At 65.2% G+C, this 26818-nt stretch carries 30 protein-coding genes; 14 read left to right on the plus strand and 16 right to left on the minus strand.

Going from position 1 to position 26818, the window contains the following annotated elements; translation table 11 throughout:
- Positions 1 to 272: 272 nt before the first annotated feature.
- From purM to EN786_RS05355, 3 genes are all read left to right on the plus strand, one after another.
- Complete coding sequence (gene purM, locus EN786_RS05340; RefSeq protein WP_127285793.1) at positions 273 to 1352, plus strand: phosphoribosylformylglycinamidine cyclo-ligase; 1080 nt, start codon at positions 273 to 275, stop codon at positions 1350 to 1352.
- The gene (gene purN / locus EN786_RS05345) at positions 1349 to 2056 is read left to right on the plus strand and encodes a phosphoribosylglycinamide formyltransferase (RefSeq protein ID WP_127311098.1); all 708 of its coding nucleotides are present in this window, start codon (positions 1349 to 1351) and stop codon (positions 2054 to 2056) included. The genes purM and purN overlap by 4 nt, the downstream gene beginning before the upstream one ends.
- A gap of 210 nt (positions 2057 to 2266) precedes the next feature.
- A complete protein-coding gene (locus EN786_RS05355) occupies positions 2267 to 2785 on the plus strand; it encodes a histidine phosphatase family protein (RefSeq protein ID WP_127287168.1) in 519 nt (172 codons plus the stop codon).
- A gap of 191 nt (positions 2786 to 2976) precedes the next feature.
- Here the strand turns inward: EN786_RS05355 and dapB are convergent, their stop codons facing one another.
- The 6 genes from dapB to EN786_RS05385 form a co-directional block, all read right to left on the minus strand.
- Positions 2977 to 3744: a 4-hydroxy-tetrahydrodipicolinate reductase gene (dapB, locus tag EN786_RS05360; protein ID WP_135908048.1), complete on the minus strand. Its 768-nt coding sequence runs from the start codon at positions 3742 to 3744 to the stop codon at positions 2977 to 2979.
- Positions 3745 to 3807: 63 nt separating this feature from the next.
- Complete coding sequence (locus EN786_RS05365) at positions 3808 to 4617, minus strand: agmatinase family protein (protein WP_127309877.1); 810 nt, start codon at positions 4615 to 4617, stop codon at positions 3808 to 3810.
- 90 nt (positions 4618 to 4707) lie between these two features.
- Positions 4708 to 6828, minus strand: coding sequence for a molybdopterin oxidoreductase family protein (locus tag EN786_RS05370; RefSeq protein WP_127309878.1), 2121 nt, complete (start codon positions 6826 to 6828; stop codon positions 4708 to 4710).
- Between the two features lie 360 nt (positions 6829 to 7188).
- On the minus strand, positions 7189 to 8331 hold the full coding sequence (locus EN786_RS05375) for an FAD/NAD(P)-binding oxidoreductase (RefSeq protein ID WP_127309879.1): 1143 nt from the start codon (positions 8329 to 8331) through the stop codon (positions 7189 to 7191).
- 50 nt (positions 8332 to 8381) lie between these two features.
- Positions 8382 to 8810, minus strand: a complete 429-nt coding sequence (locus tag EN786_RS05380) for a hypothetical protein (protein ID WP_127309880.1) — start codon at positions 8808 to 8810, stop codon at positions 8382 to 8384.
- Positions 8811 to 8895: 85 nt separating this feature from the next.
- Positions 8896 to 9558 carry a peroxiredoxin gene (locus EN786_RS05385; protein ID WP_135908050.1) on the minus strand — a complete coding sequence of 221 codons (663 nt, stop codon included), beginning with the start codon at positions 9556 to 9558 and terminating at the stop codon, positions 8896 to 8898.
- A gap of 148 nt (positions 9559 to 9706) precedes the next feature.
- On the opposite strand from EN786_RS05385, the gene EN786_RS05390 reads away from it, so the two are divergent.
- On the plus strand, positions 9707 to 11428 hold the full coding sequence (locus tag EN786_RS05390; RefSeq protein ID WP_127309882.1) for a BTAD domain-containing putative transcriptional regulator: 1722 nt from the start codon (positions 9707 to 9709) through the stop codon (positions 11426 to 11428).
- Between the two features lie 212 nt (positions 11429 to 11640).
- Here the strand turns inward: EN786_RS05390 and EN786_RS05395 are convergent, their stop codons facing one another.
- Positions 11641 to 13518, minus strand: a complete 1878-nt coding sequence (locus EN786_RS05395) for an ABC-F family ATP-binding cassette domain-containing protein (protein WP_127309883.1) — start codon at positions 13516 to 13518, stop codon at positions 11641 to 11643.
- 141 nt (positions 13519 to 13659) lie between these two features.
- Between EN786_RS05395 and EN786_RS37615 the strand changes: the two genes are divergently transcribed.
- Both EN786_RS37615 and EN786_RS05400 read left to right on the plus strand, forming a co-directional pair.
- Positions 13660 to 13797 (plus strand): hypothetical protein, encoded by a 138-nt coding sequence (locus EN786_RS37615; protein ID WP_187331182.1) that lies wholly within the window; start codon positions 13660 to 13662, stop codon positions 13795 to 13797.
- 326 nt (positions 13798 to 14123) lie between these two features.
- On the plus strand, positions 14124 to 14324 hold the full coding sequence (locus EN786_RS05400; protein WP_127309884.1) for a hypothetical protein: 201 nt from the start codon (positions 14124 to 14126) through the stop codon (positions 14322 to 14324).
- Between the two features lie 60 nt (positions 14325 to 14384).
- Here the strand turns inward: EN786_RS05400 and EN786_RS05405 are convergent, their stop codons facing one another.
- The 4 genes from EN786_RS05405 to EN786_RS37620 all read right to left on the minus strand — a co-directional run bounded on the left by EN786_RS05405 (position 14385) and on the right by EN786_RS37620 (position 17022).
- Positions 14385 to 14825, minus strand: coding sequence for a MucR family transcriptional regulator (locus EN786_RS05405; protein ID WP_127285721.1), 441 nt, complete (start codon positions 14823 to 14825; stop codon positions 14385 to 14387).
- Positions 14826 to 14992: 167 nt separating this feature from the next.
- The gene (locus EN786_RS05410; protein WP_127285720.1) at positions 14993 to 15196 is read right to left on the minus strand and encodes a hypothetical protein; all 204 of its coding nucleotides are present in this window, start codon (positions 15194 to 15196) and stop codon (positions 14993 to 14995) included.
- On the minus strand, positions 15189 to 16133 hold the full coding sequence (locus tag EN786_RS05415) for a DMT family transporter (protein ID WP_127309885.1): 945 nt from the start codon (positions 16131 to 16133) through the stop codon (positions 15189 to 15191). Before EN786_RS05415 ends, EN786_RS05410 begins: the two co-directional genes overlap by 8 nt.
- A 55-nt stretch (positions 16134 to 16188) precedes the next feature.
- Complete coding sequence (locus EN786_RS37620; protein ID WP_187331183.1) at positions 16189 to 17022, minus strand: hypothetical protein; 834 nt, start codon at positions 17020 to 17022, stop codon at positions 16189 to 16191.
- Between the two features lie 111 nt (positions 17023 to 17133).
- Here EN786_RS37620 and EN786_RS05430 point away from each other — a divergent pair, with 111 nt between their 5' ends.
- Positions 17134 to 18105 carry a LysR substrate-binding domain-containing protein gene (locus EN786_RS05430; protein WP_127283662.1) on the plus strand — a complete coding sequence of 324 codons (972 nt, stop codon included), beginning with the start codon at positions 17134 to 17136 and terminating at the stop codon, positions 18103 to 18105.
- A 302-nt stretch (positions 18106 to 18407) separates the two neighbouring features.
- On the opposite strand, the gene EN786_RS37625 is transcribed toward EN786_RS05430, so the two are convergent.
- A complete protein-coding gene (locus EN786_RS37625; protein WP_187331184.1) occupies positions 18408 to 18575 on the minus strand; it encodes a hypothetical protein in 168 nt (55 codons plus the stop codon).
- A 136-nt stretch (positions 18576 to 18711) separates the two neighbouring features.
- On the opposite strand from EN786_RS37625, the gene EN786_RS37630 reads away from it, so the two are divergent.
- From EN786_RS37630 to EN786_RS05455, 5 genes are all read left to right on the plus strand, one after another.
- The gene (locus EN786_RS37630) at positions 18712 to 18882 is read left to right on the plus strand and encodes a hypothetical protein (protein WP_189340433.1); all 171 of its coding nucleotides are present in this window, start codon (positions 18712 to 18714) and stop codon (positions 18880 to 18882) included.
- Positions 18883 to 18964: 82 nt separating this feature from the next.
- Positions 18965 to 21043 (plus strand): ATP-dependent helicase, encoded by a 2079-nt coding sequence (locus EN786_RS05435; RefSeq protein WP_135908052.1) that lies wholly within the window; start codon positions 18965 to 18967, stop codon positions 21041 to 21043.
- A 484-nt stretch (positions 21044 to 21527) separates the two neighbouring features.
- Positions 21528 to 21827, plus strand: coding sequence for a hypothetical protein (locus tag EN786_RS05445; protein ID WP_127283665.1), 300 nt, complete (start codon positions 21528 to 21530; stop codon positions 21825 to 21827).
- A gap of 95 nt (positions 21828 to 21922) precedes the next feature.
- On the plus strand, positions 21923 to 22105 hold the full coding sequence (locus EN786_RS05450; protein ID WP_127283666.1) for a hypothetical protein: 183 nt from the start codon (positions 21923 to 21925) through the stop codon (positions 22103 to 22105).
- Between the two features lie 175 nt (positions 22106 to 22280).
- Positions 22281 to 22583, plus strand: coding sequence for a DUF982 domain-containing protein (locus tag EN786_RS05455; protein ID WP_127283667.1), 303 nt, complete (start codon positions 22281 to 22283; stop codon positions 22581 to 22583).
- A 92-nt stretch (positions 22584 to 22675) separates the two neighbouring features.
- Here EN786_RS05455 and EN786_RS05460 read toward each other — a convergent pair whose 3' ends face one another.
- The 3 genes from EN786_RS05460 to EN786_RS05470 all read right to left on the minus strand — a co-directional run bounded on the left by EN786_RS05460 (position 22676) and on the right by EN786_RS05470 (position 24984).
- Positions 22676 to 23464 carry a GGDEF domain-containing protein gene (locus EN786_RS05460; protein WP_127283668.1) on the minus strand — a complete coding sequence of 263 codons (789 nt, stop codon included), beginning with the start codon at positions 23462 to 23464 and terminating at the stop codon, positions 22676 to 22678.
- 204 nt (positions 23465 to 23668) lie between these two features.
- On the minus strand, positions 23669 to 24256 hold the full coding sequence (locus EN786_RS05465; protein ID WP_127283669.1) for a hypothetical protein: 588 nt from the start codon (positions 24254 to 24256) through the stop codon (positions 23669 to 23671).
- Between the two features lie 215 nt (positions 24257 to 24471).
- Positions 24472 to 24984 (minus strand): DinB family protein, encoded by a 513-nt coding sequence (locus EN786_RS05470; RefSeq protein WP_127283670.1) that lies wholly within the window; start codon positions 24982 to 24984, stop codon positions 24472 to 24474.
- Between the two features lie 261 nt (positions 24985 to 25245).
- Between EN786_RS05470 and bluB the strand changes: the two genes are divergently transcribed.
- The gene (bluB, locus tag EN786_RS05475; RefSeq protein ID WP_127311625.1) at positions 25246 to 25881 is read left to right on the plus strand and encodes a 5,6-dimethylbenzimidazole synthase; all 636 of its coding nucleotides are present in this window, start codon (positions 25246 to 25248) and stop codon (positions 25879 to 25881) included.
- Here the strand turns inward: bluB and EN786_RS05480 are convergent, their stop codons facing one another.
- A complete protein-coding gene (locus EN786_RS05480) occupies positions 25882 to 26088 on the minus strand; it encodes a hypothetical protein (RefSeq protein WP_127283672.1) in 207 nt (68 codons plus the stop codon).
- A gap of 169 nt (positions 26089 to 26257) precedes the next feature.
- On the opposite strand from EN786_RS05480, the gene ndk reads away from it, so the two are divergent.
- Entirely contained in the window at positions 26258 to 26680 is a 423-nt protein-coding gene (gene ndk / locus EN786_RS05485; RefSeq protein ID WP_127283673.1) for a nucleoside-diphosphate kinase, read from the plus strand.
- Positions 26681 to 26818: the final 138 nt, after the last annotated feature.

Below are 26818 nucleotides of genomic sequence, written 5' to 3' on the forward strand. Positions count from 1 at the left end.
GCTTGTTGGGAGATAGATGATGGAGATGGGAGGTAGGCGCAAGGACCGCTTGCCTCATTCTTCCACACGACCGATTGGCGAAAGCGGCGATGACGATCGATCTCCCCCGCAAGGGGGGAGATCAGCTGTCGCCTTGGACTTCGCCAATCGCCAATGCTGTTCCGACCATCGCTGTCCACGGTTTTGTCGGCTGACAAGGCCGTCATCCTTGCTCCCCGAAACCATTCATGCGAAGAGCCCGCAAGCACAGTGGAAACAGCGACGAGCCGGATATGACCAAGCGCGACACAGCCAAGCGCAAGAACGGGCTCACCTATGCCGAGGCGGGTGTCGATATCGATGCCGGCAATCTTATGGTGGAGAAGATCAAGCCGCTGGTGCGCGCCACGCGCCGGCCGGGCGCCGATGGCGAGATCGGGGGCTTCGGCGGGCTGTTCGACCTCAAAGCCGCCGGCTTCTCCGATCCGGTGCTGGTTGCCGCCAATGACGGCGTCGGCACCAAGCTCAAGATCGCCATAGATGCCGGCAAACACGACACGATCGGTATCGACCTCGTTGCCATGTGCGTCAACGACATCGTCGTGCAGGGCGCCGAGCCGCTGTTCTTCCTCGACTATTTCGCCACCGGCAAGCTCGACCCCGACCAGGGGGCGGCGATCGTCGGCGGCATTGCGCAAGGCTGCCGGCAGGCCGGCTGCGCGCTGATCGGCGGCGAGACGGCCGAGATGCCCGGCATGTATCACGGCAAGGATTACGACCTCGCCGGCTTCGCCGTGGGCGCCGCCGAGCGCGGCCAGCTGCTGCCCACCGACGACATCGTCGAGGGCGACGTGCTCCTGGGTCTGGCCTCGTCCGGCCTGCATTCCAACGGCTTTTCGCTGGTTCGCCGCATCGTTGCCGCCAGCGGCCTCGCCTGGAGCGACCCGGCACCGTTCAACGACGAGGCGACGCTTGCCGAAGCACTGCTCGAGCCGACGCGCATCTATGTGAAGTCGATCCTGAAGGCGATCCGCAATACGCATGGCATCAAGGCGCTGGCCCATATCACCGGCGGCGGCTTTCCCGAGAACATTCCGCGCGTGCTGCCGAAGGACTTTTCCGCCGAGCTCGACCTCAACGCCATCGAGGTGCCGCCGGTGTTCGCATGGCTGGCCAAGACTGGCGGCGTGGCGCCGGAAGAGATGATGCGCACCTTCAACTGCGGCATCGGCATGATCCTCGCCGTGGCCTCCGGCCAGGCGGCGCAGGTAGCGGCGGTGCTGCAGGAGGCCGGCGAGACGGTGACGCCGATCGGCCGCATCGTGCCACGCCGCGACGCCGGCGTCATCTACCGGGGGTCGATCGGCCTATGAGCAGGAAACGCACCGTCGTTCTGATCTCCGGGCGCGGCTCCAACATGACGGCGCTGATCGCGGCGGCGAGCGACCCAGCCTATCCGGCAGAGATCGTCGGCGTCATCTCCGACAGGGCGAACGCCGCCGGCCTCGCCATTGCGGCCGCGCGCGGAATCGCCACCAAGGTGATCCAGCGCTCGGATTATGGCAGCAAGGAAGCGCATGACGGCGCGATCGATGCCGCCCTTGCCGGCTTCGGCGCCGAAATCGTCGCGCTGGCCGGCTACATGCGCATCCTGGGTGGCCGCTTCGTCGAGAAATGGCTGGGGCGGGTGGTCAACATCCACCCTGCCCTTTTGCCTGCCTTCAAGGGCCTGGATACGCATGCCCGCGCCCTGCGCGCCGGCGTTCGCATCCATGGCTGCTCGGTGCATTTCGTGACGCTCGACATGGATGACGGCCCGATCATCGCGCAGGCCGCCGTGCCGGTGATGGTCGGCGACAATGAGGATACGCTCGCCGCCCGCGTGCTCAAGGCCGAGCACCGGCTCTACCCGCTGGCGCTCGGTCTCGTCGCCGAAGGCAAGGCGCGCATGGAGAAGGGCCACACCGTGCTCGCCCATTTCGCCGACGATGCCGACAACGGCACCTCGGTGGTAATGGCGCCCGACCCGCTGCGCGAGGAAAGCGATCTCGAGCAGTTGGCGCGGATCACGCCGTAAGGGATTGAGGCTGGTAGCAAATATTGCCACTTTTCCGAGTCCGGACCGCGACGACCTGACGTTGGTGCCGAAACCGGAGCGCCGAGCGTCGGCAACTATCTCATACTCCATCGCCTCGCCAAGGAACGGATTGAGATCGTGCGTATCGTGCATGGCGCACGCGACGTCTCGACGTTATTTTGAAAGGCAGTGGCGACAGGGAATGGTGATATGGCGAAAGCAAGACAACTCCTCGTCCTGCGCCACGCCAAGTCGAGCTGGGACGATGCCAAGCTTGCCGATTTCGACCGGCCGCTCAGCTCGCGCGGGCTGAAGACGGCGCCGCTGATGGGACGGGAGCTTTCCCGGCGCGGCTGGTTGCCGGATCTGGCGCTGGTGTCTGCCGCGCTGCGCACGCGCGACACATGGCGGCTGGTCGCGGCCGAACTGCCACGAAACGTGCCGGCGGAATTCACCGATGCGCTCTACGAGGCAGCGGCAGAGGATGTGTTGGCCGTGGTGCGCAAGGCCAGCGCGGCAAGTCTCTTGCTGCTCGGCCACAATCCCGGGCTGGAGGAGTTCGCGCGCCGGCTCGCCAGTTCGAGGTCAGATGCCCAGGCGCTGAGGAAGCTCGAGGAAAAATTCCCGACGGCGGCACTGGCCCGTTTTGTCCTCGATGGAGACTGGGCGGATCTCGGCTTCGGTGGCGCGCGGCTGACGCATTGCATCAGGCCGAAAGAGCTGAGCTAGCGGCCTCCACGGCAGCGCGACCCTTGGCGCGCGCGGAGCCCAAAGACAAAATCCGACCAAAGCGATAGCGCCGAACCTTGCCGATTTGATTCAGGCTTGCGCAAGGCGAGGCGGCGGGACAAGCCCGCCGCCTCGGGGAACAATCTTGGCGAAAATCGTCGTTGACGGCCAATCTCTCGACCGGGGCAGTTTCAACGCCGCAACACGTCGCGCATGTCGTATTCGCCGGGCGGCTGTCCGGCGACCCAGAGTGCAGCGGCGATGGCGCCGCGGGCGAACATCGAGCGATCGCCCGCCGAATGCGACAGCGTCAGCACCTCGCCGTCGGCGAGGAAGCTGACGCTGTGCTCGCCGACGATGCTGCCGCCGCGCATCACCGCGAAGCCGATCTCGCCGGGCGGACGCGGACCGGTGACACCGTCGCGGCCGCGCCGGGCGACGTCTCCCAGCGCAATGCCCCGCCCCTGTGCGGCCGCCTCGCCCAGCATCAGCGCCGTGCCCGATGGCGCATCCACCTTCGCGCGATGATGCGCCTCGAAGATCTCGATGTCGCAGTGGTCGGGGCCGAGCGCGCGCGCCGCCTGCTCGACCAGCCCGGTCAGCACGTTGAGGCCAAGCGAGTAATTGCCGGAACGCACGATGGCGACCGTCTTCGCGGCGGCGGCAATGGCGGCAAGCTCGGCGGGGTCGAAGCCGGTCGAGCCGATCACCAGCGCCGGGCCGCCACGCACGGCGCAAGCCTCGGCGAAGTCAGCCGACGCGGCCGGCGTGGTGAAATCGATGATGACGTCGGCGAGCGCCAGCGCTTCGTCGCGCTCGACCAGCCCCTCGCCGGTGGCGCCAAGCCGGTGGAAGCGGGCAGCGAGTTCGAGGCGCGGATCCGCCGCAACGGCTTCCACCATCTGGCGGCCCATGCGGCCGAGCGCGCCGGCGATGGCTATCTTGAGCGGCTTCGGCATTACGGCTCCCGTGGGAAAGACGAGTCGGAACAACCAGCTAGAACAACGTTTTGCAAGATTGATTCACCCGACGGGAGCGCCATTCGTCTTCAGCATCATGCCGGCGATCTCCTTCACCAGCTTGGCGGCGACCAGAGCGGTCTGGTTCGAGAGATCCTGGCTCGCATTGTATTCAACGACATCGGCGGCGACGATCGGCTGGTCGATTCCCTGGATCAGGCCAATCACCTGGCGGGTGGTGAAGCCGCCTGGTTCGCGATGGGAAATGCCGGGTGCGAAGGCCGGATCGAGAGCGTCGATATCCATCGAGACATAGACGGGCGTCTTGAGGTCAAGCCGCAGCCCTTCCTTGAAATGCCGCATCTCCACCACCTCGACATCGAAACGCCTGAACTGGTCGCGGTGGTGGTCGTTGATGGTGCGCAGCCCGATCTGGATCAGCCGGTCGGCAAGCCGCTCCTCCATGATGCGCGCGAAGGGCGAGGTGTGCGAGCGCGGATTGTCGCCATAGGCATGGTAGATGTCGGGATGGGCATCGATATGCAGGATCGTCAGGCTGGGATGACGGCGCCGTACGGCGCGCAGCACCGGCCAAGAGATCGCATGGTCGCCGCCGAGCGAGATCAGCGGATGGCCGGCATCCAGCGCGCGGCCGACTTCGCTTTCGATCCGCTCCCACGGATCGCCGGGTTGCGTGAAATCGATGTCGCCGTGATCGATGAAGCGGTCGCTGAGGTCAAAGCCGGTTTCCGACCATGAACTGTAGGCATCGCTGGCGAGTTCGCGCCGGATCAGCGGCGGCGCTTCGGCCGCACCGCGCAGCCAGGACGAATTCCCGTCATGCGGAATGCCCAGAAGCGATATCTTGCTCACGACATCCTCCCTCGTCGCAACAGACAGGGCGTCTCTATAGACGCGGGAGCTGGCGGCCGCGACGGCAGGCGCTTGGGCCAGATCGCGGGATCAAACGCCAAGCTCTTGCGGCTTGCGCAGCCATACCTTGTTGTCGTGCAGCGCGGCACCGCCATAGGGCGCCGGCGCGTCGGCGCCGGTCAGCACGTTGATGCCCTCGCCGCGCTCATGCGCGCTGTTCGGCCAGATGCCCTCGGCGATCACCACGCCGCGCTGGATGCCGTCGAAGAACTTGGCGTGCAGCACCAGCTCGCCGCGCTGGTTGCCGACCTCGACGCGGCTGCCATCGGCAAGCCCGAGTTCGGCGGCATCGTCGGGATGCAGCAGCAGCACCGGCCTGCCCTCCTTTTCCTTCGACACGGGCGTCTCGGCGAAGGTCGAATTGAGGAAGTTGCGCGCCGGCGAAGTGGTCAGCCGGAACGGATGGGCCTCGTCCGCCACCTCGATCAGCTCGACATGGTCGGGGAATTCCGGCAGCTGTTCCACCGGTCCGAACAGCCCCATGCTCCTCGGCGGCCGGTTGGGCGCCGCCTGCCCGGACCAGTCGGGACGGAAGCGGAACTTTCCGTCCGGATGGCCGAAGCCGTCGATGAAATGCGCCGCCTCGAAATCCGGCTGCATATCGATCCACTTCTGTTCGCCCAGGCTGTCGAAGCTGCCCAGCCCGCGCTTGCCGAGGATGATGTCGATATGCTCCTTCTCGGTCAGGCCGAAGCCCGGCCTGTCGGAGACGCCGAGCCGCTTCGCCAGTTCCTCGATGACAAAATGGTTGGTGCGCGGCCCTTCCGGCGGATCGATCAGCTTCGGGCCGAGCGTGATGTGCTGGTTGCCGCCGCCCTTGTAGATGTCGTCATGCTCGAGGAACATCGTCGCCGGCAGGACGACATCGGCGAGCCTGGCGGTGTCGGTCATGAACTGCTCGTGCACGCAGGTGAACAGGTCGTCGCGCAAAAAGCCCTGCTTCACCAGCCGCTGCTCGGGCGCGACATTGACCGGATTGGTGTTCTGGATGAGCAGCGCCGTCACCGGCGGACCGCCATAGAGCGCGTCCGCGGCCCCTGTCAGCACCGGGCCGATGCGCGAATGGTCGAGATGGCGCACGTTCGGGTCGCGCAGCGCGGTGCCTTCGAGCAGATCCTGGTTCAGCTTGAAGATGCCTGAATTGGAATGGAAGGCGCCGCCGCCTTCATATTGCCAGGCGCCGGTGACGGCGGCGATCGAGGCCGCCGCGTGCATGTTGACCGAGCCGTTGCGCTGGCGCGAGAAGCCGTAGCCGAGACGGAAATAGGTCTTCTTCGTCGTGCCGACGAGATGCGCGAAGGTCTCGATCTCGGCAACGCTCAATCCGGTGATCGCGGCCGCCCAGTCCGGCGTGCGGGTGCGGAGGTGCTGCTCCAGCCCGCGCGGATCGTCGGTGTACTTGTCGAGATAGGCGTGGTCGGCGAAGCCGTCCCGGAACAGCACATGCATGACCGCGCAGGCCAGCGCGCCATCGGTGCCGGGCTTGAGCACCAGGCCGAGATCGGCCTGCTTCATCGTCGCGTTCTCATAGACGTCGATGACGACGATCTTGGCCTTGCGTTCCTTACGCGCCTTGATCGCGTGGGTCATGACGTTGACCTGCGTGACCACGGCATTGGTGCCCCAGATCACGACGCAGTCGGACTTGGCCATCTCGCGCGGATCGGGACCGCGCAGCGCGCCTGCTCCAACCATCCAGCCGGTCCAGGCGAGGTTGGTGCAGATCGAGCCGAAGAAGCCGGAGTACTTCTTCGCGTGGCGCAGCCGGTGGATGCCGTCGCGCTGCACCAGCCCCATCGTTCCGGCATAGTAATAGGGCCACACCGTTTCCGAGCCGTACGTCTCCTCGGCCTTGATGAACTTCTCGGCAACGAGGTCGAGCGCCGCTTCCCAGCTGGACTCCTTCCAGATGCCGTCGCCCTTGGCGCCCGCCCTGACCAGTGGCTTCAGCAGGCGGTCGGGGTGGTGGACGCGGTCGGCATAGCGGGCGACCTTGGCGCAGATGACGCCCGCCGTGTAGCTGTTGGCCTTGGCGCCGTAGACGCGGCCGATGCGGTTACTATCGAGCAGCTCGACCTCGAGCGCACAGGTGGACGGGCAGTCGTGCGGACAGGCCGAATGGCCGATCCTGAGCTTGGCGTGCTGGTTCATGCGGGTTGTCTAGCGGGATTCAGGCTCGGCGTGTAGGTCCAGATCGGGCGCGGATTGGTGCTGGCTTGCGAGGATGTGCTGCGCTTCGAGTCCAAGGCAGGATGTTCTTTGCGCGACGCCCGAACTGCCAATCTCCCCCCACGTGGGGGAGATGTCCGGCAGGAAAGAGGGGGCGTGAAGGATCGCCAACCTCTGAGTTCATTCGGTAGCGAAACACCATGGGACTTCGCTGTTTGGCTGAGAGGCCGGCGGGACAGCGCCCCCCTCTGCCCTACCGGGCATCTCCCCCACTTGGGGGGAGATTGGCTGTCGCCGCGGGTTTCGCCAATCGCCAACCTCGGAGATTGGCGCAACGCCCCCTCACATCCCGAACCAGCGCGCGCGGCGGCTGGAGCCGAAATGCTCCTTGTCGGCTCTGAGCGCCAGCGAGGCTTCGTGGTAGGTGCCGGTCGGCTTTGGTCCGGAGAAGAAATCCACCTCGACCTTGCCGATGCGGCCGCCGCCGAATTCGATATAGCAGGTGCCGAAACCATCATATTGCTTCGCCGTGCCGCTGTTGGAGAGCTTCACGATCAGATCGCTGGCGACGGCGCGCGCCGCGCCTTCGGCGAAGACGCCGGCTTTCGGCGTGCCGGTGTTGGCGCCGTCGCCCACGGCGTAGACGCCGGCGTAATTGGTCTCCAGCGTCCTCGGGTTGACCGTGATCCAGCCATTCTCGGTCATGCCGCTGGCAATGACCACGTCGGGCACGCGATGCTTGGGCACGCCGAGGAACAGGTCGAACTGCATCTCCACCCCGTCGTCGAGGATCGCGACCTTGCGCGCATTGTCGATCGACGCGACGCGGCGGCCTGGAATGAAGCCGATGTTGCGCTCGACGAAGGCGGAGACCAGGGCGCGCGAGGTTTCCGGCGACGGCGGCACCGGGCTCGGCAGCGGCAGCACGAAATTGATCTCGCAGGCTTCGCGCACGCCGCGCTTGACCAGGTAGTCGTGCAGCATCAGCGCGCATTCGCTGGGCGCCGGCGGGCATTTGTAGGGCGCGCCGCAGACCCCGACCAGCGCCCTCCCCCTGGTGAAGGTGGGCAGCACGTCGCGCAGCCGCTCGGCGCCGGCGACGGTGTAGAATTCGTTGGCGCCGGCGAGCCCTGGCGTGGCGTCGAAATCGTAATCGGCGCCGAGCGCCACGACGAGGAAATCGGCCTCGTGGACGCCGGCGTCGGTGGTGACGCGCCGCCGCTCGGGATCGATCGCGGTGACCGTCTGCCTGAGCAGGCGCACGCCCGGCTTCGCATAGTTCGAGTAAGGCAGGCGCACCTGATCAGCCGTCTTGTGGCCGAACATGACGTCGAGCTTGGAAAAGCCGAAGACGAAGCCGTCGCTCTTGTCGATCAAGGTGACGTCGATGCCGGTGCCGAAGGTCTCGGAAAGCAGGCTGGTGAGTTCGAGGCCGCCAAATCCCGCCCCCAGGACGAGGACGCGCGGCTTGCTGGAAGTGTTCATGTTACCTCTCATTTGTTGCTTGGAATGACGCGCGTCGTAGTCAAATTTCCCTAGGACCAGTGCCTCAACGTGGCGGTGTCCTCGGCGAAGATCACGCCGAAGAAGCCGTCGATCATCTTCAGCGTGTCGGCATCGCTCATGCCGGGCAGCGCCGGGAAATCGCCCTCCAGATCCACCTTGGTCCTGCCGCTCATCGGCGTGTAGCTGTGGGTGAATCGCGCGCCGTCGAAGGCGCCGCCGGTCAGCCTGGTCTCGATGCCGCGCGGCGGATCGAGCGTATGCTCGACCTGCATGGCGAAGGTGGTTCCGTCGGGATTATAGACCTCGGCGTCCAGGGTGACGACATTGCCGGCCACGCCGGCGAGCCGGTGGCTCTTGAAGGCCAGATGCCGGTGGTTGCCGGCCCTCATATACTGGAACAGCAGCTCCGGCGTGGCGTCGAAGACGGCGATGGCGGGCTTCACGTAATGCACGGTCATGGCGGTCTGCTCCTGCGATGGTTCTTTGGGCGCGCGGCCGGAAAGGGTCTCGCCGCTCCCCGGCCGCGGCTCACGCGGCCGCGGCTCAGGCGTGCGGCTGCGGGACGATGCGGATGTAGGGCTTGGGCGCCTTCCATCCGTTCGGGTAGATCTTGGCCGCCTCGTCGTTCGACACCGAGCCGGCGATGACGACGTCCTCGCCCTGGCGCCAGTTGACCGGAGTCGCGACGCGGTGTTTCGCGGTGAGCTGCAGGGAATCGATGACGCGCAGGATCTCGTCGAAGTTCCGGCCGGTGGTCATCGGATAGGAGATCAGCAGCTTGACCTTCTTGTCCGGCCCGATGACGTAGACGTTGCGCACCGTCTGGTTGTCGGCCGCGGTGCGGCCCTCCGACGTGTCGCCGACAGTCGCCGGCAGCATGTCGTAGAGCTTGGAGATCGCAAGCGTCGGGTCGCCGATCATGGGGTAGTTCGGCGCATGGCCTTGCGTCTCCTCGATGTCCATGGCCCAGCTCTGGTGCCGGTCGACGGGATCGACGCTGAGCCCGATGATCTTGACGTTGCGCTTGTCGAATTCAGGCTTGAGCTTGGCCATGTAGCCGAGCTCTGTGGTGCAGATCGGCGTGAAATCCTTGGGGTGGGAGAAAAGGACGCCCCAGGACTCGCCGAGCCAGGAATGGAAGCTGATCTGGCCCTGCGTCGTCTCGGCTCCGAAGTCCGGGGCGGTGTCGTTGATGCGGATGGACATGGTGAGTTCTCCTCTATGAATGGGTTGACGCGGCCATACTGACCGGCCGGCGTTCCTCCACCGTTCCCCGAATGCGCTTTGCCTGTGCCGGCCCTTCCAATCGGCATCGATGCCGGACTATGGTTGGCTGGGGCCTTGGGAGACGAAAATGCACGTAGAGGTGGATTTGCTTGGCCAATTCCGCGTGTCCATCGATGGACGCGCGGCGTCCGCGGCGGCGTGGCGGCGCACGAGCAGCGTGACGCTGGTCAAATTGCTGGCGCTTGCCCGGCGCCATCGGCTGCACCGCGAGCAGGTAATGGACGCACTATGGCCCGACCTCGAACCGGAGGCCGCCGCCGCCAATCTGCGCAAGGCCGTCCACTTCACCCGGCGCGCGCTCGGCGCGCATGAGATCATCGCGCTCGACGGCGAAGTCGTGGCGCTGGCGCCGGGCGCTGAGCTCGCCGTCGATGCTGCTTTGTTCGAGGCCGAGGCGACGGCGGCGCTGCAGGCAAACGATCGCGGGGCCACGGAACGGGCGGCCCGGCGCTACGCCGGCGACCTGCTGCCGGACGACCGCTACGCTGAATGGGCGGAAGAGCCGCGCCAACGGCTGCGCGAGCTCTATGTGCGCGTGCTGGAGGCGGCCGGTCTGTGGGAACGCTTGCTGGCGGTCGATCCCGCCGACGAGCGCGCCGGGCGGGCCCTGATGCAGGCGGCACTCGACGCCGGCAATCGCGGCGAGGTCGTGCGGCAATTCGAGCGGCTGCGCGAAAGCCTGCGCGTCGATCTCGGCGTCGGCCCGCAAGCGGCGACGGTCGCCATCTACGAGAAGGCGCTGGCGCTCGGCGGCGCGCAGCCGACCGGGATCGCCGAACGGGTGCGCGGGCTTTTGGCCTGGGGCATCATCCAGCTCAACAGCGGCGACTTCGGCGATGCCGGGCAGAAGGGCGCCGAGGCGCGCACGCTGGCGATCGCCGCCGAGCTCGGGCGCGAGGTCGGCGAGGCCAGCGCACTGATCGGGCTCGCCGCACACATGCAGGGGCAATGGCAGGAGCTTTTCCAGTCCGAATTCGTCGACTGGGTTCGCGGCGCGCCAAGCGTTGCCTCCAATGTCTTCGACGGCCATCTGTGCCTGGCGGAATTCTGCCTCTACCGGGCCGGCGGCCATGAACACATGGCCAAGGCCGCGCGCGAGCTTTTGGGCATCGCCGAGGCCGCCGGATCGGTTCCCGGCCGCGTGCTTGCCTCGCTGATCCTCGGCGAGGCGGAGCTGTTCTCGGGGCGGCTCACAGCGGCGGAGGAGCTGTTGACCAGCGCAGCCCAGCTCAGCGCTGCAGCGCGCGCCCCTTTCGGCGAGGCGCTGGCGCTGCATCGACTCGGCGAAATCGCGCTGGCGCGCGGCCAGAAATGGCGCGCCGGCCGGCTCCTGCAGAAGGGCTTGCGCCTTGCCGAATCCACATGGCTCGCCCCGCATCTGCTGATCCGCTTCCAGGCCCTGGCGGTCGAGGCGGCGGCGACGCAATCGCAGGCGATGGAGGCGATCCGGCAGGGCGACCGCAGGCTGGCCGAAAAATGCACCTGCCAGCCCTGCTCGATGGGCTTTCGCGTCGCGTCCTCGATCGCGCTGGCCGAGGCCGGGGAACTCGACCAGGCGAGCCGGCGCATCGACGAGGCCGAGCGACTGGCCGGCATGTGGCAGGGCGGACCGTGGGTCGCCGCCGTCTGGGAAGCGCGCGGCGTGCACCGCCAGGCGCGCGGCGAAAGCGACCAGGCCTCGGCGCTGTTGCGCGAAGCGGCCGCGCGCTACGCCGAACTCGGCCGCCCACGCGACCAGGAGCGCTGCCTGGCGCGGGCGCAAGCGGTTGAAGTGAGGCTGGCGGGGTAGCTGGCACCTCCCCTTCTCCCCTTGTGGGAGAAGGTGGATCGGCGCGCAGCGCCGAGACGGATGAGGGGTGCTGGAAGAAACTCAGCGTCGAAATATATAATGATAAACGCTTGCAAATTTAGGCCGGCGATCCGTCCAACACCCCTCATCCGACCGAGCTTCGCTCGGCCACCTTCTCCCACAAAGGGGAGAAGGGAAGAACTCCGCCTCACCTACTCCGCGATCCCTTCCTCATATTCCGCCGACATGGACAGCCACTTGTCCTCGTTCTGCGCCAGCGTCTGAGCGAGTTGCGAGCGTTCCTTGGCGAGGCGTGTCGCGGTCGAGGGGTCCTTCTCGTAGATCGCCGGATTGGCGAGCTCGTCCTCGATCAGGTCGATGCGCTTGCGGATGCGGTCCATCAGTGCCTCGGTGGCGCGGATTTCCTTCGCCAGCGGTTCGAGCGCGGCACGGCGCTGGGCCGCCTCGCGGCGACGGTCGGCCTTGGAGGCCTTGTCGGCTTCCTTCTGTTCGCGGCGATTGGAGGAAACGCCGGTGACCAGCGTCTTGTAATCCTCGAGGTCGCCGTCATACGGATTGACCGCGCCGTCCTTGACCAGCCACAGGCGATCGGCCGTCGCCTCGAGCAGGTGACGGTCGTGCGAGATCAGGATCACGGCGCCGGGGAAATCGTTCAGCGCATGGATCAGCGATTCACGGCTGTCGATATCGAGGTGGTTGGTCGGCTCGTCGAGGATGAACAGGTTCGGTCCGTCGAAGGTCGACAGGCCCATCAAAAGGCGCGCCTTCTCGCCGCCGGACAGATCCTTGGCGGCGGTGTTCATCTTCTCGGTGGTGAGGCCGAACTGGGCGACGCGGGCACGCACCTTCGATTCCGGCGCCTCCGGCATCAGCCGGCGTACATGCTCATAGGCGTTTTCCTCGGGGCGCAGATCGTCGAGCTGATGCTGGGCGAAGATCGCCACCTTGAGGCCCGGCGCCACCGTCATGGTGCCGGTCTCGGCCTTGAGGCGGCCGGCGAGCATCTTGGCGAAGGTCGACTTGCCGTTGCCGTTGGCGCCGAGCAGCGCGATGCGGTCGTCGGCATCGATGCGCAGCGTCATCTTCTTCAGGATCGGCGCGCCCTCGGTGTAGCCGACATTGACGCCGTTGAGCGCAACGATCGGCGAGGCCACCGTCTTCACCGGCTCGGGGAAGGAAAACGGCCGCACCGTGTCGTTCACGATGGCCGCGATCGGCTTCATCTTCTCCAGCGCCTTCAGGCGCGATTGCGCCTGCCTCGCCTTGGAGGCCTTGGCGCGAAAACGCTCGACGAAGGACTCCATGTGCTTGCGCGCCGCTTCCTGCTTGACGCGGCTCTTCTCCTGCAGTTCCCGCTGCTCGGTGAGCTGGCGCTCGAACTGGTCGTAGCCGCCGCGCCAGAAGGTCAGCTTCTTCTGGTCGAGATGGACGATGGAGTTGACGGCGCGGTTGAGCAGGTCGCGGTCGTGCGAGATCAAAAGCACGGTGTGCGGATATTTGGAGACGTAGTTCTGCAGCCACAGCGTGCCTTCGAGGTCGAGATAGTTGGTCGGCTCGTCGAGCAGCAGAAGGTCTGGCTCGGAGAAGAGCACGGCCGCCAGCGCGACGCGCATGCGCCAGCCGCCGGAGAACGACGAGGCCGGACGCTTCTGCGCGGCGTCGTCGAAGCCGAGGCCGGCCAGGATGGTGGCGGCTCGGGACTCCGCCGAATGCGCGTCGATGTCGGCAAGCCGCGTGTGGATCTCGGCGATGCGGTGCGGATCCGTGGCCGTCCTTTCCTCTTCGAGCAGAGCCTGGCGCTCGGTATCGGCCTTGAGCACGATGTCGATCAGCGGCTCCTCGGTGCCCGGCGCTTCCTGCGCCACCTGGCCGATGCGGGTGTTTTTGGGCAGGCTGATCGAGCCGGTCTCGGCGGGGAAATCGCCGGTGATCGCCTTGAACAAGGTGGTCTTGCCGGTGCCGTTGCGGCCGACGAGCCCGGCCTTGGTGCCGGCCGGCAAGGTCAGCGAGGCATGATCGAGGAGCAGGCGCCCCGCCATGCGCAGCGAGAGGTCGTTGATGATAAGCATGGCCGCGCTTTTGCACGGGACATGAGCGCTTCGCAAGAGCCAGGGGCTTTGGGACGAAGGTCACCGGCGATGGTGGGATGGCCGGCGGTCACGAAATGCTCGCCGGCTGGAACCAGATGGCGGCCGGAGCGTTTGGGGCCGATGATCCGCTATTTCGCCCTCGCCGTCATCTTCTTCCAGGTCGCCACCACGGCCGCCCTGGCGACGCAGGTGGTGCTGTTTGCTGACAACACGGATGCCGCGCCGCTGCTGGGGGCCGTTGACCTGGCAGGTCAGTGACGCTGCCAATCTCCCTTTGACATAGCGGCGCCTGCAACTTCACGATATGCCATATCGCGCATCGACATTCCTTCGAACACGAATGTTATCGGTACACCGGCGCTTTTCGAGCATTAAGTTGATAAATCAGACAACTTGAAGTTCCGATCCAACATATATTAGCGCATGGCGAGCGCTTCAGATGCGTGTGGCGCAGAAAAATCTCTTGCCGCACGCGGGATGCTTTGCGAAAATTCGATGTCATTTTCGCACCGATGCTGTGATCTTGGGATCGCGCCATGAGTCGCCGTGGGCGCCAACGATAATTGTATTGGTCAGGAGCCAGGATGGACGAGGCAGCGAAGAATCTGCGCGCGCTCAGATTTGTCGCCGACATGACGCGCAAATTGGCGAAGATGCTTTCGCGCACGCGCTACCACATGCTAGTCTATTTTCTCGAAATGACCGCGGTCGAAGCCGAAACCCTGGCCGACGCGCAGGATCCCAAGCTGACACTCGCCCAGAAAGCGCCCGAGCCCAAAAACTGAGTGCGCACAGGCCCGGTCCATCCCGATGATGCCGGGATGGCGCCGGGCGAGGCCAGAAAATCAGACCTTCTTGCGCTTCGCCACCTTGGCCGGCTGAGCCGCCGGCTTGCGGCCGAGGCCGGAAGATTTGGCCAGCGCCGAGCGGGTCGCCGAATAGCTGGGCGCCACCATCGGATAGTCGGGCGCAAGCCCCCATTTGGCGCGGTATTCGTCCGGCGTCAGGCCATGGTCGGTGGCGAGGTGACGCTTCAGGGACTTGAACTTCTTGCCGTCCTCGAGGCAGACGATGTGGTCCGGAAACACCGAGCGCTTCGGATTGACGGCCGGGTTGAGTACCGGAGCCTCCTTGGCGGCGGCAACCGAGCTCAGCTTGCGCACCGAGGCGCTGACGCTGGCGATCAGATCCGGCAGACCGGAAGCCGGAAGCGGATTGTTGCCGACATAGGCCGAAACAATGTCGGCGGTTAGTTCAATCGCGGTCTTGTCATCGATATTGTGCAATTTTTTTCCCTCTGCCGATGATCAAGTCACCAGCTCTAGTTGTAGACTTTTGATGATGTATCGATTTTGACCGTGCTCCCCAACGGACCCATAGAGTCAATAAACCCTGCAGACTCAATACGGGGCGATATTTTCATGGGCGACGGCAGCCGCGCAATTTAGAAAATCTAATACTTGGAAGCGGCAGACTTGGATAGGCCGGTATCAGCCAAAATTTCGAGAATACGCTTCCAACGGGCACAACGACCGAAATCTTTCTGCTCAATCGCCTTTTCTGCCTTCATCGCGGCGTAAAGCGGCGCTTCGGCGCCGAATTCCTTCACCAGCCAATGCGCTTCCTGTCTGGCGCGGCGTTCGTCCTCGTCAAGCATGGTTCCCGGCCTCCGGACCTTCGATGCCCACCGCAATGCAACTGCCGATGACAAGGACGGCGCCGGCGATAGCCGTCATCGTCAGCGTTTCGCCCGACAGCGCCAGAAGGAGCGTCGAGGCGATCGGCGTGAGATAGGCGGCAACCGCAACCTTGCCGCCCCGGTCGAGCTTCAGCGCCCGCGACCAGAAGTAGTAGCCGAGCCCCATCGGGCCGGCGCCGAGATAAAGCCCGGCAATGAGATAGGTTCCGGCCTGCCAGGCGACGCCGTCATGCAGGCACCAGGCAAAGGTCAGGACCACGCCGGCCACGGCCGACGGCAGCAGGAACCGGTCCGGCGGGGTGGCCACGCGACCGACGAAGATCGAATAGAAGGCCATGCACAGCGCCGAGCCGAAGGCGGCGAGATAACCGACAAGATTGCCCTGGAACAAGGACTGCTCGCGGCCTCCGGAAATCACCAGCGCCACGCCGACAAAGCCGAGCGCGGCGGTGACGCCGAGCAGCGCGGGGCGACGCGGGCTGTCGAGCACGATCAGCGCGGCCGCCACCATCAGCGGCCAAGTATAGGCGACAAGATTTGCCTCGATGACCGGCATCGAGGCGAAGGCGATATATTGCAGGACCATGGTGCCGACGAGGCCGATGAAGCCGACGGCAAAGGCAGCGAGGTTGCTCACTGGCCTCCCCTTCTCCCCTTGTGGGAGAAGGTGGATCGGCGCGCGGCGCTTCAGCCTGATCAACGCAAAGACCAAGGCGGCGCCGATGAATTGCAGGAATTGCACCAGCGATACCGGATGATTTTCAAGCAGCGACTTGCCGACCAGCGCATTGGTCGACCACAGCGCCACCGCGCCGGCGGCGAAGGCCAGCGCGGCCGCGGGGGCCGCTCCATCCCGCACGATCCGGGATGGGGTCCTGTCTTCCTGCCTGGCCATGACCTGTTCCGAATGCTGGATCAGCGAAGCAAGCCGGTTTCCGCCCATGGCTTCACTACCATGATTCCCTGGCACCGCCGGCGACGGTTTCCGCGGCCGGCTGCGGCGCGGGATGCTCCTCGGCAAAACGGCGATAGGCCGGCAACTGGTTGTTCCAGACGTCGTCGGCAAGCTCATTCACCCATGCACGATCGTGGTCGTTGTCGGCGGCGAGGTAGAACATGCGGTTATCGTCGACATAGGGCTTTGCGACCGAGCGCTGGTTGAGCACCAGGGTGACGCGCGAGCCGAGCTGGATGGGCGCGGTGCGATGCAGCACGCCGAGGAACTGGCCGAGCGTGGCGTAGTTCATCTTGTGGTCGATGCGCATGATGCGGTTGCGCGGAATCTCGCGTCCGGATTCCAGGATCGCCCGCCCGGTCTCGGAATCATCGCAATAGATCTCCAGATGACCGCCGATCAGCGGATCGCTGATCGACAGCGGGATGAGCTCGGTGACCGGCACGCCGTCGCAATGCCATTCGACGGCGCCGTCCTTGGGATTCATGAAGGTGACCGTCGAGCCGACGATCGACAGCGGATAGGGCTCGAGCTTGGTGCCCATCATGTCGGAGAGCCGCTCCAGGCGCAGCTTGTCGTTCAGCAGTTCCTTGATCTCGGGAATGTAGCGGTCGGCGCCGGTGATGAAGGTGAGATCCAGATGCTTGTGCACGGCATGGCTGGACTTCAGCTTCAAGGCAGCCTCCTCGATGGCGGCAAGCAGCGCCGGGTCGTAGCCGTGCAGATACTGGGCGACGCCGAAACTCGACACTTTCCAGGCGGTGTCGTGGCCGATGATGGCTTCACGGCTCATCGCACAACGCAGTTCGGGGATGGTGTGGGCGTTCATTCTACTTCTCCAGCGTGGGGGCAACACTTGGTAAACAGTCGATTAATCCGCCCACCCCTGTAAATTTAGGAATGCTGGTGCTACCCTAAGCCCAGCTTAAGGTCGAAAACGGTGCGTCTGCTCAGTCAGGTCAACCTCAATTCGCTGAAAATCGTCGAGAGTGCTGCCCGGCACGGGAACTTCACGCGTGCCGGTGAAGAACAGTTCATCACCGCTTCCGCCGTCAGCCAGCGCGTCAAGAGCCTTGAGGACCAGCTGCGCTTCAAGATTTTCCAGCGCGGCGGCAACGCGGTGTCGCTGACGCCGGAAGGCGAGACCTATGTGTCGCGGGTGCGCGAAGCTCTGGAGCGGATCGTGGCGGCCAGCATGGAAGCGACCGGGCAATCACAGGCGCATGTGCTGAAGATCTCGGTGCTGCCGACCTTCGCGGCGCGCTGGCTGTTCCCGCGCCTGCCGCTGTTCCAGCGGCAATATCCCGATATCGAAATGCGGGTGTCGACCTCGTACGCCACGCATGAGTTCGCGACCTCGGAATACGACCTGGAGATCCGTTACGGCGATGGCAGCTTCCCCGGCCTGCAGGCGGACCTGCTGTTCAAGGAAGATTTGACGCCGGTGTGCAGTCGCAAACTCTTCCACGAGATCCTCGGCGACAAGCCGCTGTCGAAGGTCACGCCGGACGATCTCAGGCATTTCACGCTGCTCCACTCCGACACCTGCACCCAGAATTGGCAGTCGTGGCTGGGCTTTGCCGGGGCGAGCTTCGTGCTCGGCGAGACCAAAAGCATCTATTTCGATTCCTGCATGATGTCCTACGAAGCGGCCAATGCCGGCATGGGTTTTGCCGTCGCCAACCGCGCCTATATGGCCAGCGACATCCGCGCCGAGCGGCTGGTGGCGCCGTTCGCGGTCCACCACCCCAACACCGCTGGCTGGTACTTCGTCAGTCCCGACACCCAGCACGCGGCACGCAAGGTGGTGCTGTTCAAGCAATGGGTGATGGCCGAAGCGGCGATGACCCAGCGCCAGCTGGATCAGGAGATCGAAGGCGTGCCGGTGAAGCGCGTCGCGGCGATGGCTTGAGGCACTCGCACAGGCTTCTTCGATCAAGCCATGTGCCCGATCAGGTACAAATGACGACCTCCCGCCGCAACTCTGGGTTTTTGTTGTAGATTTCACACAATAGGCGGAATTTCCGCCGGATTTCCCCCACTTCCAGCAGTCTTCCCCAACCTGTCCCCCTGACCTAGCGGCAAGACTCAGCTATGATCTTTCTTGCGGCGGGCCTGACTTTCCCGCTTGGCCGGCGCTTTTCAGCTTCCTCCCAAGCAGCGCCGGCCTTCTTCTGTGCAACAGCTGCCAGATTTGCTGAACTGCGCCGTGCGTCACTGTGCCGGCTGCGTTCCCTGCTGGTCACCGCCGGTGGTCGACTTCGGCACCGGGTTCTTGTCGACCTGCGGGTTCTGGTCGACGGGCGCCTTTGTCGGCTGGACGCTGTTGTCGCAGGCGGCGAGCGCGAGCCCCAAGGCTAGCAGCATCGGAAGCTTCATCATGACAACCTCCTCTCGTTCGCCCCTGAGGGCAAACGAGACGATGGCGGTTTGGTTGCACCGCGAGCCAGGTCGGATGAGGCGCCGGCGGAACAAAATGCCCCTCTCCCCGGTTGGTCCGCTGAAGGAGCTTTTGATCATGATCCGTCTGCTGATTGTTGGCCTGTTCGCCTATGCGACCTATCGCTTCGCCAAGAAAGTCATCGACGAGGTGCCCGACGGCTTCGAGCCACTGCCATTGCAGGATGATGATGAACGCCGGTCGCTGCGACGCCAGTCGGCGGCGATGGGTGCCGAGCCAAGGCGGTAGGTTAAGCCAAACTGCCCCTTTTGGCGGAGATTGGCAGGGTCGCCACCATTGCGAACAAAGCGGAAACGATGCTTGATGGGCGATGAACCTCGCCCTCCGTGATTCGTCCTTGCGGCCAGCCTATCTCGACAAGCTCAATGCCGAACAGCGGCTGGCGGTCGAGCATGGCGACGGCCAGGTCGCGGCGCCGCTGCTGGTCATCGCCGGGGCGGGGTCGGGAAAGACCAGCACGCTGGCGCATCGCGTGGCGCATCTGATCGTCAAAGGCGCCGATCCGCGCCGCATCCTGTTGATGACGTTCTCGCGCCGAGCCGCCTCTGAAATGGCCAAGCGCGTCGAGCGCATCGCCGGCGAGGTGCTGGGGCGCGATGCTTCCGTCATCGCTGACGCGCTCTCCTGGGCCGGTACCTTCCACGGCATTGGCGCCCGGCTGCTGCGCGACTATGCACTGGAGATCGGCCTCGATCCCGCCTTCACCATCCATGACCGCGAGGATTCCGCCGACCTGATGAACCTTGCCCGGCACGAGCTTGGCTTCTCCAAGACGGAGAGCCGTTTCCCGACCAAGGGCACCTGCCTGCAGATCTATTCGCGCGCCGTCAACGCGCAGGCGCCGCTCGGCGAGGTGCTGGGCGGTGTGTTCCCATGGTGCGCCGGCTGGGCAGAGCAGTTGAAGGACCTGTTCGCGGCCTATGTCGAGGCCAAGCAGGCGCAGAACGTACTCGATTACGACGACCTCCTGCTCTACTGGGCGCAGATGGCGGCCGAGCCGGAGATCGCGGCGCATCTCGGCGGCCGCTTCGACCATGTGCTGGTCGACGAATACCAGGACACCAACCGGCTGCAGGCCTCGATCCTGACGGCACTGAAACCCGACGGCGCCGGCCTGACGGTGGTGGGCGACGACGCGCAGTCGATCTATTCGTTCCGCGCCGCGGAAGTGCGCAACATCCTCGACTTCCCCACGCAGTTCGCCCGGGCAGCGGCGATCGTCACGCTGGAGCGCAACTACCGCTCGACCGAGACGATCCTGGCGGCGGCCAACGCGGTGATCGGGGAGGCCGCCGAGCGCTTCACCAAGAACCTCTGGAGCGAGCGCAGATCGTCCGAAAAGCCGCTTCTGGTCACCGTACGCGACGAGGCCGAGCAGGCAAGCTATGCCTGCCACGCGATCCTCGCCGAGCGCGAGGCCGGCACGGCGCTGAAGTCGCAGGCCGTGCTGTTCCGCGCCTCGCATCACAGCGGGCCGCTGGAGATCGAGTTGACCCGCCGCAACATCCCCTTCGTCAAGTTCGGCGGGCTGAAGTTCCTCGATGCCGCCCATGTCAAGGACATGCTGGCGGTGCTGCGCTTCGCCGAAAATCCGCGCGACCGCGTCGCCGGCTTCCGCGTGCTGCAGCTTATGCCGGGCATCGGGCCGTCGGCGGCCGCGCAGATCGTCGAGACGATGGCGACGTCGCTCGACGAGGCGATGGGGCTCGCCCGTTACCGGCCGCCGCAGCGAGCGGCCGAGGATTGGCCTTCCTTCCTGTCGCTCTACGAAGGCCTGCGCGCCGGCGCGAAATGGCCGGCCGACCTCGAGCGGATCCGGCTCTGGTACGAACCGCATCTCGAGCGCATGCACGAGGATGCAACGATGCGCCGGGCCGACCTCCTGCAGCTCGAGCAGATCGCGTCCGGCTACCCGTCGCGCGAGCGCTTCCTCACCGATCTGACGCTCGACCCGCCGGACGCCACCAGCGACGAGGCAGGCCCGCCGCACCGCGACGAAGACTATCTGATCCTGTCGACCATCCATTCCGCCAAGGGCCAGGAGTGGAAGAACGTCTTCGTGCTCAACACCGTCGACGGCTGCATCCCCATCGACCTCGGTGTCGGCAGCAAGGAAGACATCGAGGAGGAACGGCGCCTGCTCTATGTGGCGATGACGCGGGCCAAGGACAGGCTGCACCTGGTCATGCCGCAGCGCTTCTTCGTGCACGGCCAGGCGGCGCGCGGCGACCGCCATGTTTATGCCGCGCGCACCCGCTTCATCCCGGCCTCGTTGCTCTCCGCCTTCGAGCAGACGTCCTGGGCGAGCGTGCAGGCGAAGGACGATCCGCGCCGGCGGCCTGAGGTCAAGGTCGACCTCGGCGCGCGCATGCGCGGCATGTGGAAATAGGCCCGCCGCCCGCGGCCGTTTCCTTTGCCGGCAACCAAAGCCCGGACCTGGCGTTAACCCGCATTGACGTGGAGCGCGACGATGGACCCTGTAGCGGCGGCGGCAATGATCCTGCTTTCCTGCAGCCCGGACATGGCATCCTGCCATCCGGGAGAGGCACGGCCAGTCGTGTACCGGGACATGGCTCAGTGCTCCGCCGCTCTGCCCGACAGGCTAACGGCATGATAGGCAGGTGCCGGCCTATTGATGCGGCGACAGCCAGAAGCGGTGCCAACGGCAACCAGTTGGCGACCGTGCGCGTCACGCGAGGAACCGGCGCCAACGCCGTTTCGACGGACTACCTCGTCCTCCATGCCCCGGACTGACCAGCCTTCATCGTCGCTGGCCTCCTCACGAAACGTATCAGCACGCCCCTCCATCGCGATGGAACCATCAGCCAGCGGGCGGGTTTCCGTAAGCAAGACCTAATGCAAAGGAGACGGACATGAAGAACGTTGTTCTCGCCGCCATGCTTGGCATGGCCACGCTGGCGCCGGTGACGGCTCCGGTGCAAGCGGCAAGTCTGACCATCACCACCGACAACGGCACGCGCTATAGCGATGATTACTCCTGGCGCCGCCATCATCGCCACTATGCAATGCGCGATTATGACCGTGACAATCGGCGCCACTGGCGTCGCGACCGCGACCGCGACCGCTGCCATGTCAGGGTGCACAAGCGCTGGCACCACCACCGCCTGGTGATCAAGCGGGTGTGGAGCTGCGGCTACCACCGAGGCTGGTAACGTCATGGGCGTGGCGCGAACCGTGGCTTCAGGTCGAGCATCGGTGAGCGCCTGTCCCACGTTGTGTCGGACTCTGCTTTAGCGGGAGGGTGTAAATGCGTTTCGTTCCCGCCACCATGAGCCGGCGACAACGGCTTGGGCAGTTAGCCGGGCGGCTGTTCGTCAATGTCGTCGCAGCGCTTATCGCCGGCGTTGCCATTCTCTTGCTCGTGCTTTCGACCCACCATCCGGGGGCACCAACAGCGCCGCCCCAGGTCCTCACGACCACGGTGCCGTAGCCGCGGCCCGGCTTGCGCCTATCGAAGGGCAACGCCCTGGTGCTCCTGGTGCCCCGCCTTATTCTCCGTATCCCCCAAAATCATGGAACCTCCCGCCCCTTCCCGCGTTCTCTGGCGTTCGACCCCCGATCGGAAACCGGCGCCCGCCGACCTCCGCCCAACCCAAGAGGCCAGAATGCACGACAGGATGTTCTTCACCCCGGTCGCCCTTACCGTTGGCGCCGGCCACAAGCGCATGATCGCGTCGCTGTTCGACATGCATGAATTCCTGACCGAATTCCCGCCGTCGCGGCGTCGGCTGAGCTATGGCGCCGCGGTGAAGGCGTGCGAAGCGGCGCGAGCCGGCGAGATCTCGCCCGAGGCGGCGCGCGATGCGCTGATCACCTTCGCGGTGACGGCCGGCATCCTCTGGCCCGCCACCCAGCCCGCCGTCTCGGTCAAGCCGGTGGCGCGCAGCTTCGGCGGCTATGCTGCGTAAAGTGAATAGCGAATAGGGAATAGCGAGCAGGGAAGGCAATGCATGCGCCAGCCGGCGCAACGCTATTTGCTACTCACTATTCGCTACTTGTCTCAATGGACCGTCGCGGCGTCGTCGGTCAGCGGGCCAAGCAGCGCGACCGTTGCGAAGCTGACCTGGTCGCGGCCGTTCGACTTTGCCTTGTAAAGGTGACTGTCCGCCGTCCGGTACATGTCGGCAAATGTAGCGGGACCGTTGAAGGCGACGCCGCCGATGCTGACCGAAAGCGGGCAAGGCCGGCCGTCGGGGGAGAACTCCACCTCGCGGATGCGCCGCCTGATCCCTTCGGCGACCAGCCAGGACTGCGAGGCGTCGGCGCCGGGAAGAAAGACCGCGAATTCCTCGCCGCCGATGCGCCCGACAATGTCGGCGCCGCGCAACTGGCCCTGGATCGTCTTGGCGATCAGCTTCAGCGCCTGGTCGCCGCAATCGTGTCCGAGGCGATCGTTGATGGTCTTGAAATGGTCGGCGTCGACGATGAGGAAGGCGCCGGCATCGACGACCGCCTGGCTGCGCGCCTGGTCGAGGTAGGCCTCGACCAGCATCGAGAAGGCGCCGCGATTGAACACCGCCGTCAGGCTGTCGGTGGCCGCGACGATGCTCAGCTCCTTCTGGGCGACGGCAAGCTGGCGCATCTTGAACATCAGGAAGAAGAAGAACGACCCCGCCAGCACGAGCGGCAGCAAGAGGTCCGTCATCTGCGCGCGCCACAGGGCGTCCGGCGACAGCAAGGGGAAATTGTAGGAATCGACGAAGAAGGCCGCGGCGATGCAGACCGCCGTGCCGACCACCGTGACTGCAATGACCCTGCCCCAGCTCGTCGGGGACAAATCGATGCGCATTCTATTGCTCCCGCTGCGTCAGGCCATCCTGCGTCGGGAAGGCAAACGAAATCCTAATATTAGCTTCGCCTTTCTTGAACGTGGTTAACCGCCCTCGAAAGCGTCCTCGGCGGTCGGCACCCAAAAGCCCGCCACCGGGATGGCAAGGGGTGGCGGGCTTCCGACTCTGGCCGTCGTAAAGTCTCGCGGCCGGCGCCGGACTTGTCAGCGGCGGGCGATCAGCAGGCAGAGCTGGCGCAGGTCGCGGTCATAGGTGCCTTCGCTGCTCAGCACGTCGACGCAGCGCTTCTTCATCCGCGCAAGCTGGCCGCTCGACATGCTGGCGACGACGCTCGACAGGCCCAGCGTGCCGGCAGTCGCCGAAGTGCCGGGGATGCCAGGAACCCCTGACGTTCCAACCCCGATACCTGTGTTGGCGCTGGTACCGCCGAACGTCGTCCCTATGGCGGCGTCGACACCGTTGCCGGTGCCCAGGGACGCGTCAGCGCCCGCACCGCTGGTGCCGCCCAGGGACACCGTAGCCGCTCCGCCGCCTCCGCCGATCAAGGCATTGCCATTGGCGCCATTGGTGCCGCCGATCGAAGCGTCGGCGCTGGTGCTGCTGCCGCCAAAGGATGCATTGCCATTGGCCCCGCCGGGGCCGCCCGCATTGGCGCTGGCTGCATTGCCGCCGACCGAAACGCCGCCTAGGCCACCAAGGCCAACTTCGGCCGCACTCGCAGGAAAGGCGAGAATAACGACGATCGTTCCGCCCGCAAATGCTCTGGAGATTTTCCGAACGATACTGGACATGACACTCTCCCTTGTTGCCCTTCTGGTTCATGCGCTGCAACGTTGTGGCAAAAATCGACAATGTTGCTCGCGCATCAAGGGCTACGCTTGGAGATGCATTCCAGTTTCAACGCTCGTTCTGCCGTCGTGAGTCTTAGTTTTTGAACATTTCACAAAAAGTAGCGCTTTATTCTAAATATTTAGACATTTCTAATATAGCAACCCCAGCCGCGGAATCAGGCATAGGCGCGGCCTTCCTCGCTGCGCTGGAACCGCACCAGATCGAGCGGCACGGAAGGTCGGCCAAGCACGGTCAGGATCATGTGCGCATGGCCGCGATGGTGGGTCTGGTGGTTGAAGAAATGGCTGAGCGCCGGCGCCAGCCGCTGCGAGACGGTGCGCATGTCGGAAAGGGTCATGTAGGAGAAGCGGCCGGCGAGCGCCTTGTCGCTCATGCCTTCGATCCAGCCGATGATCCGCTTGTCCTCCGCCTCGCGCGCCAGCCAGAGGACAGGCAAAGCGCGGTGGAGGATCGCGTCGGTCCTCGAAGGAGCATCGCCCTCGCCGGTGAAGCGCTTCATCCAGATGCGGTCAGCGGCCAATAGATGGTTGAGCGTTCCCGCCATCGAGCCGAAGAAGGCGCCGACATCCCTTTCGAATTCTTCGTCCACGAGGTCGGCGGCAGCCTCGTAGATGCGGCCGTTGGCCCATTGGTTGTAGGCCGCAAACATCATGAAATGCTGTTTCATCTCTCCGGCCCCGCTGCGTTAGGTTCAGGCCTACCTAAACCCTCGAAGGATTCGATTCTAGGGGAGTAAGGCAGCATGGCAGTAGGGCAGTATGCTGGGCCGCTGAGGTCGCCCCCGGGAAACGCTGCCCTGCAGCCCTCCCCCGAAATGCGACAAAGTGGACCCGCCTGCGTCGTTTCGCGCGCCTCATGGCCGCCTTGATCGGGGCAAAGAAGAAGCAGCCGGCAGATCCGGCTAACACAATGAAGGCAGCACGGCGGCATGGTACCAGCCCCGGATTTTTCCGACGAATTTCGTCTCGGGCTTGTCAGCCTGATGCGGTGGCGCCGCGATGTCAGGCGCTTCAGGTCGACGCCGCTGCCCGACGGCACGCTGGAGCGGCTGCTGGCGCTGGCCGCTGTCGCGCCGTCCGTCGGCCTCAGCCAGCCCTGGCGCTTCGTCGTGGTCGACAGTTCCGAGCGGCGCGAAGCGGTGAGAGGCACGTTCGAGCGCTGCAACGCGGAAGCGCTGCGCTGCTTTTCCGGCGAGCGCGCCGCGCTCTACGCCCGCATGAAGCTCGCCGGGCTTGCCGAGGCGCCTTGTCAGTTCGCGGTCTTCGCCGACCGCACGACGGCGCAGGGTCATGGGCTCGGCCGCCTGACCATGCCCGCCACCATCGACTATTCGGCGGTCATGGCGGTGCATACGCTGTGGCTGGCGGCGCGGGCGGAAGGCATCGGCATGGGCTGGGTGTCGATTCTCGATCCGGCCGAGATCGCCGCCATTCTCGACACGCCGCCGGAATGGACATTGATCGGCTATTTCTGCCTCGGCTATCCCAGCGAACAGGACTGCGTGCCGACGCTGGAGCGCGAGGGCTGGGAACAGCGGCGCGCGCCGGTGGTCCTCAGGCGGTAATCACTTCGCTGGGTCCCTGTCGACGAGCTTGACGCAGATCGGGTCGCCCTGCACCATGCGGGCGCATTGCCATTCCGGGCCGAAACCGAAATTCTCCCTTGGCCCCAGCCCAGGAAAGACCAGCAGGACAAAGAGGGCGACGCCGACAAACACCGCCACGAACAGGATGCCGGCGATATCCCCGCGTCTGAGGTAAGGCCAGTTCATCGTGCGCCGTGCCCGGCTCCTTCGCTCTTGACCGCACGCCGCCATTGTCGCGCAAAGCGCCGTCCTTGGCCAGAACGCCAGCGGGTGGGCGCCTCCCCTTGGCAAGGCGCCATGCGGCTTGTATAGAGCCCGCCACCTCCAATTCCATTCTCACCACAAGGACGACCCAATGGCGATCGAACGCACCTTTTCCATGATCAAGCCGGACGCGACCCGGCGCAACCTGACCGGCGCCATCACCCAGATGCTGGAAGATGCCGGCCTGCGCGTCGTCGCCTCCCGCCGGGTGTGGATGAGCCGCCGTGAGGCCGAGGGCTTCTACGCCGTGCACAAGGAACGCCCGTTCTTCGGCGAGCTGGTGGAATTCATGTCTTCGGCGCCGACCATCGTGCAGGTGCTGGAAGGCGAGAACGCGATCGCCAAGAACCGCGAAGTGATGGGCGCCACCAACCCGGCCAACGCCGCCGAGGGCACCATCCGCAAGGTGCATGCGCTGTCGATCGGCGAGAATTCGGTGCACGGCTCCGACGCGCCGGAAACCGCCGCGCAGGAAATCAAGTACTGGTTCTCGGACACCGAGATCGTCGGCTGAACCGTTCAGCACGACGCAGGAATGAAGGCGGCAGCCGGCCGGTCCGGCGCCGCCTTTTCGATTCCAAGGTAGACAGGCCCATCTGGAGCGCTAACTTGATGTCATCGGCGATAACTGACCAAGGGCATCGCCGGCTGT

Source organism: Mesorhizobium sp. M4B.F.Ca.ET.143.01.1.1 (assembly GCF_004792275.1).
In the GTDB taxonomy this organism is placed as follows: domain Bacteria; phylum Pseudomonadota; class Alphaproteobacteria; order Rhizobiales; family Rhizobiaceae; genus Mesorhizobium; species Mesorhizobium abyssinicae.

Coding starts and splice junctions, on each gene's coding strand:
- purM (WP_127285793.1), top strand. CDS start 273: ATGACCAAGCGCGACACAGCCAAGCGCAAGAACGGGCTCACCTATGCC.
- purN (WP_127311098.1), top strand. CDS start 1,349: ATGAGCAGGAAACGCACCGTCGTTCTGATCTCCGGGCGCGGCTCCAAC.
- EN786_RS05355 (WP_127287168.1), top strand. CDS start 2,267: ATGGCGAAAGCAAGACAACTCCTCGTCCTGCGCCACGCCAAGTCGAGC.
- dapB (WP_135908048.1), bottom strand. CDS start 3,744: ATGCCGAAGCCGCTCAAGATAGCCATCGCCGGCGCGCTCGGCCGCATG.
- EN786_RS05370 (WP_127309878.1), bottom strand. CDS start 6,828: ATGAACCAGCACGCCAAGCTCAGGATCGGCCATTCGGCCTGTCCGCAC.
- EN786_RS05375 (WP_127309879.1), bottom strand. CDS start 8,331: ATGAACACTTCCAGCAAGCCGCGCGTCCTCGTCCTGGGGGCGGGATTT.
- EN786_RS05380 (WP_127309880.1), bottom strand. CDS start 8,810: ATGACCGTGCATTACGTGAAGCCCGCCATCGCCGTCTTCGACGCCACG.
- EN786_RS05385 (WP_135908050.1), bottom strand. CDS start 9,558: ATGTCCATCCGCATCAACGACACCGCCCCGGACTTCGGAGCCGAGACG.
- EN786_RS05390 (WP_127309882.1), top strand. CDS start 9,707: ATGCACGTAGAGGTGGATTTGCTTGGCCAATTCCGCGTGTCCATCGAT.
- EN786_RS05395 (WP_127309883.1), bottom strand. CDS start 13,518: ATGCTTATCATCAACGACCTCTCGCTGCGCATGGCGGGGCGCCTGCTC.
- EN786_RS37615 (WP_187331182.1), top strand. CDS start 13,660: ATGATCCGCTATTTCGCCCTCGCCGTCATCTTCTTCCAGGTCGCCACC.
- EN786_RS05400 (WP_127309884.1), top strand. CDS start 14,124: ATGGACGAGGCAGCGAAGAATCTGCGCGCGCTCAGATTTGTCGCCGAC.
- EN786_RS05410 (WP_127285720.1), bottom strand. CDS start 15,196: ATGCTTGACGAGGACGAACGCCGCGCCAGACAGGAAGCGCATTGGCTG.
- EN786_RS05415 (WP_127309885.1), bottom strand. CDS start 16,133: ATGGCCAGGCAGGAAGACAGGACCCCATCCCGGATCGTGCGGGATGGA.
- EN786_RS37620 (WP_187331183.1), bottom strand. CDS start 17,022: ATGAACGCCCACACCATCCCCGAACTGCGTTGTGCGATGAGCCGTGAA.
- EN786_RS37625 (WP_187331184.1), bottom strand. CDS start 18,575: ATGATGAAGCTTCCGATGCTGCTAGCCTTGGGGCTCGCGCTCGCCGCC.
- EN786_RS37630 (WP_189340433.1), top strand. CDS start 18,712: ATGATCCGTCTGCTGATTGTTGGCCTGTTCGCCTATGCGACCTATCGC.
- EN786_RS05435 (WP_135908052.1), top strand. CDS start 18,965: ATGAACCTCGCCCTCCGTGATTCGTCCTTGCGGCCAGCCTATCTCGAC.
- EN786_RS05445 (WP_127283665.1), top strand. CDS start 21,528: ATGAAGAACGTTGTTCTCGCCGCCATGCTTGGCATGGCCACGCTGGCG.
- EN786_RS05450 (WP_127283666.1), top strand. CDS start 21,923: ATGCGTTTCGTTCCCGCCACCATGAGCCGGCGACAACGGCTTGGGCAG.
- EN786_RS05455 (WP_127283667.1), top strand. CDS start 22,281: ATGCACGACAGGATGTTCTTCACCCCGGTCGCCCTTACCGTTGGCGCC.
- EN786_RS05460 (WP_127283668.1), bottom strand. CDS start 23,464: ATGCGCATCGATTTGTCCCCGACGAGCTGGGGCAGGGTCATTGCAGTC.
- EN786_RS05465 (WP_127283669.1), bottom strand. CDS start 24,256: ATGTCCAGTATCGTTCGGAAAATCTCCAGAGCATTTGCGGGCGGAACG.
- EN786_RS05470 (WP_127283670.1), bottom strand. CDS start 24,984: ATGAAACAGCATTTCATGATGTTTGCGGCCTACAACCAATGGGCCAAC.
- bluB (WP_127311625.1), top strand. CDS start 25,246: ATGGTACCAGCCCCGGATTTTTCCGACGAATTTCGTCTCGGGCTTGTC.
- EN786_RS05480 (WP_127283672.1), bottom strand. CDS start 26,088: ATGAACTGGCCTTACCTCAGACGCGGGGATATCGCCGGCATCCTGTTC.
- ndk (WP_127283673.1), top strand. CDS start 26,258: ATGGCGATCGAACGCACCTTTTCCATGATCAAGCCGGACGCGACCCGG.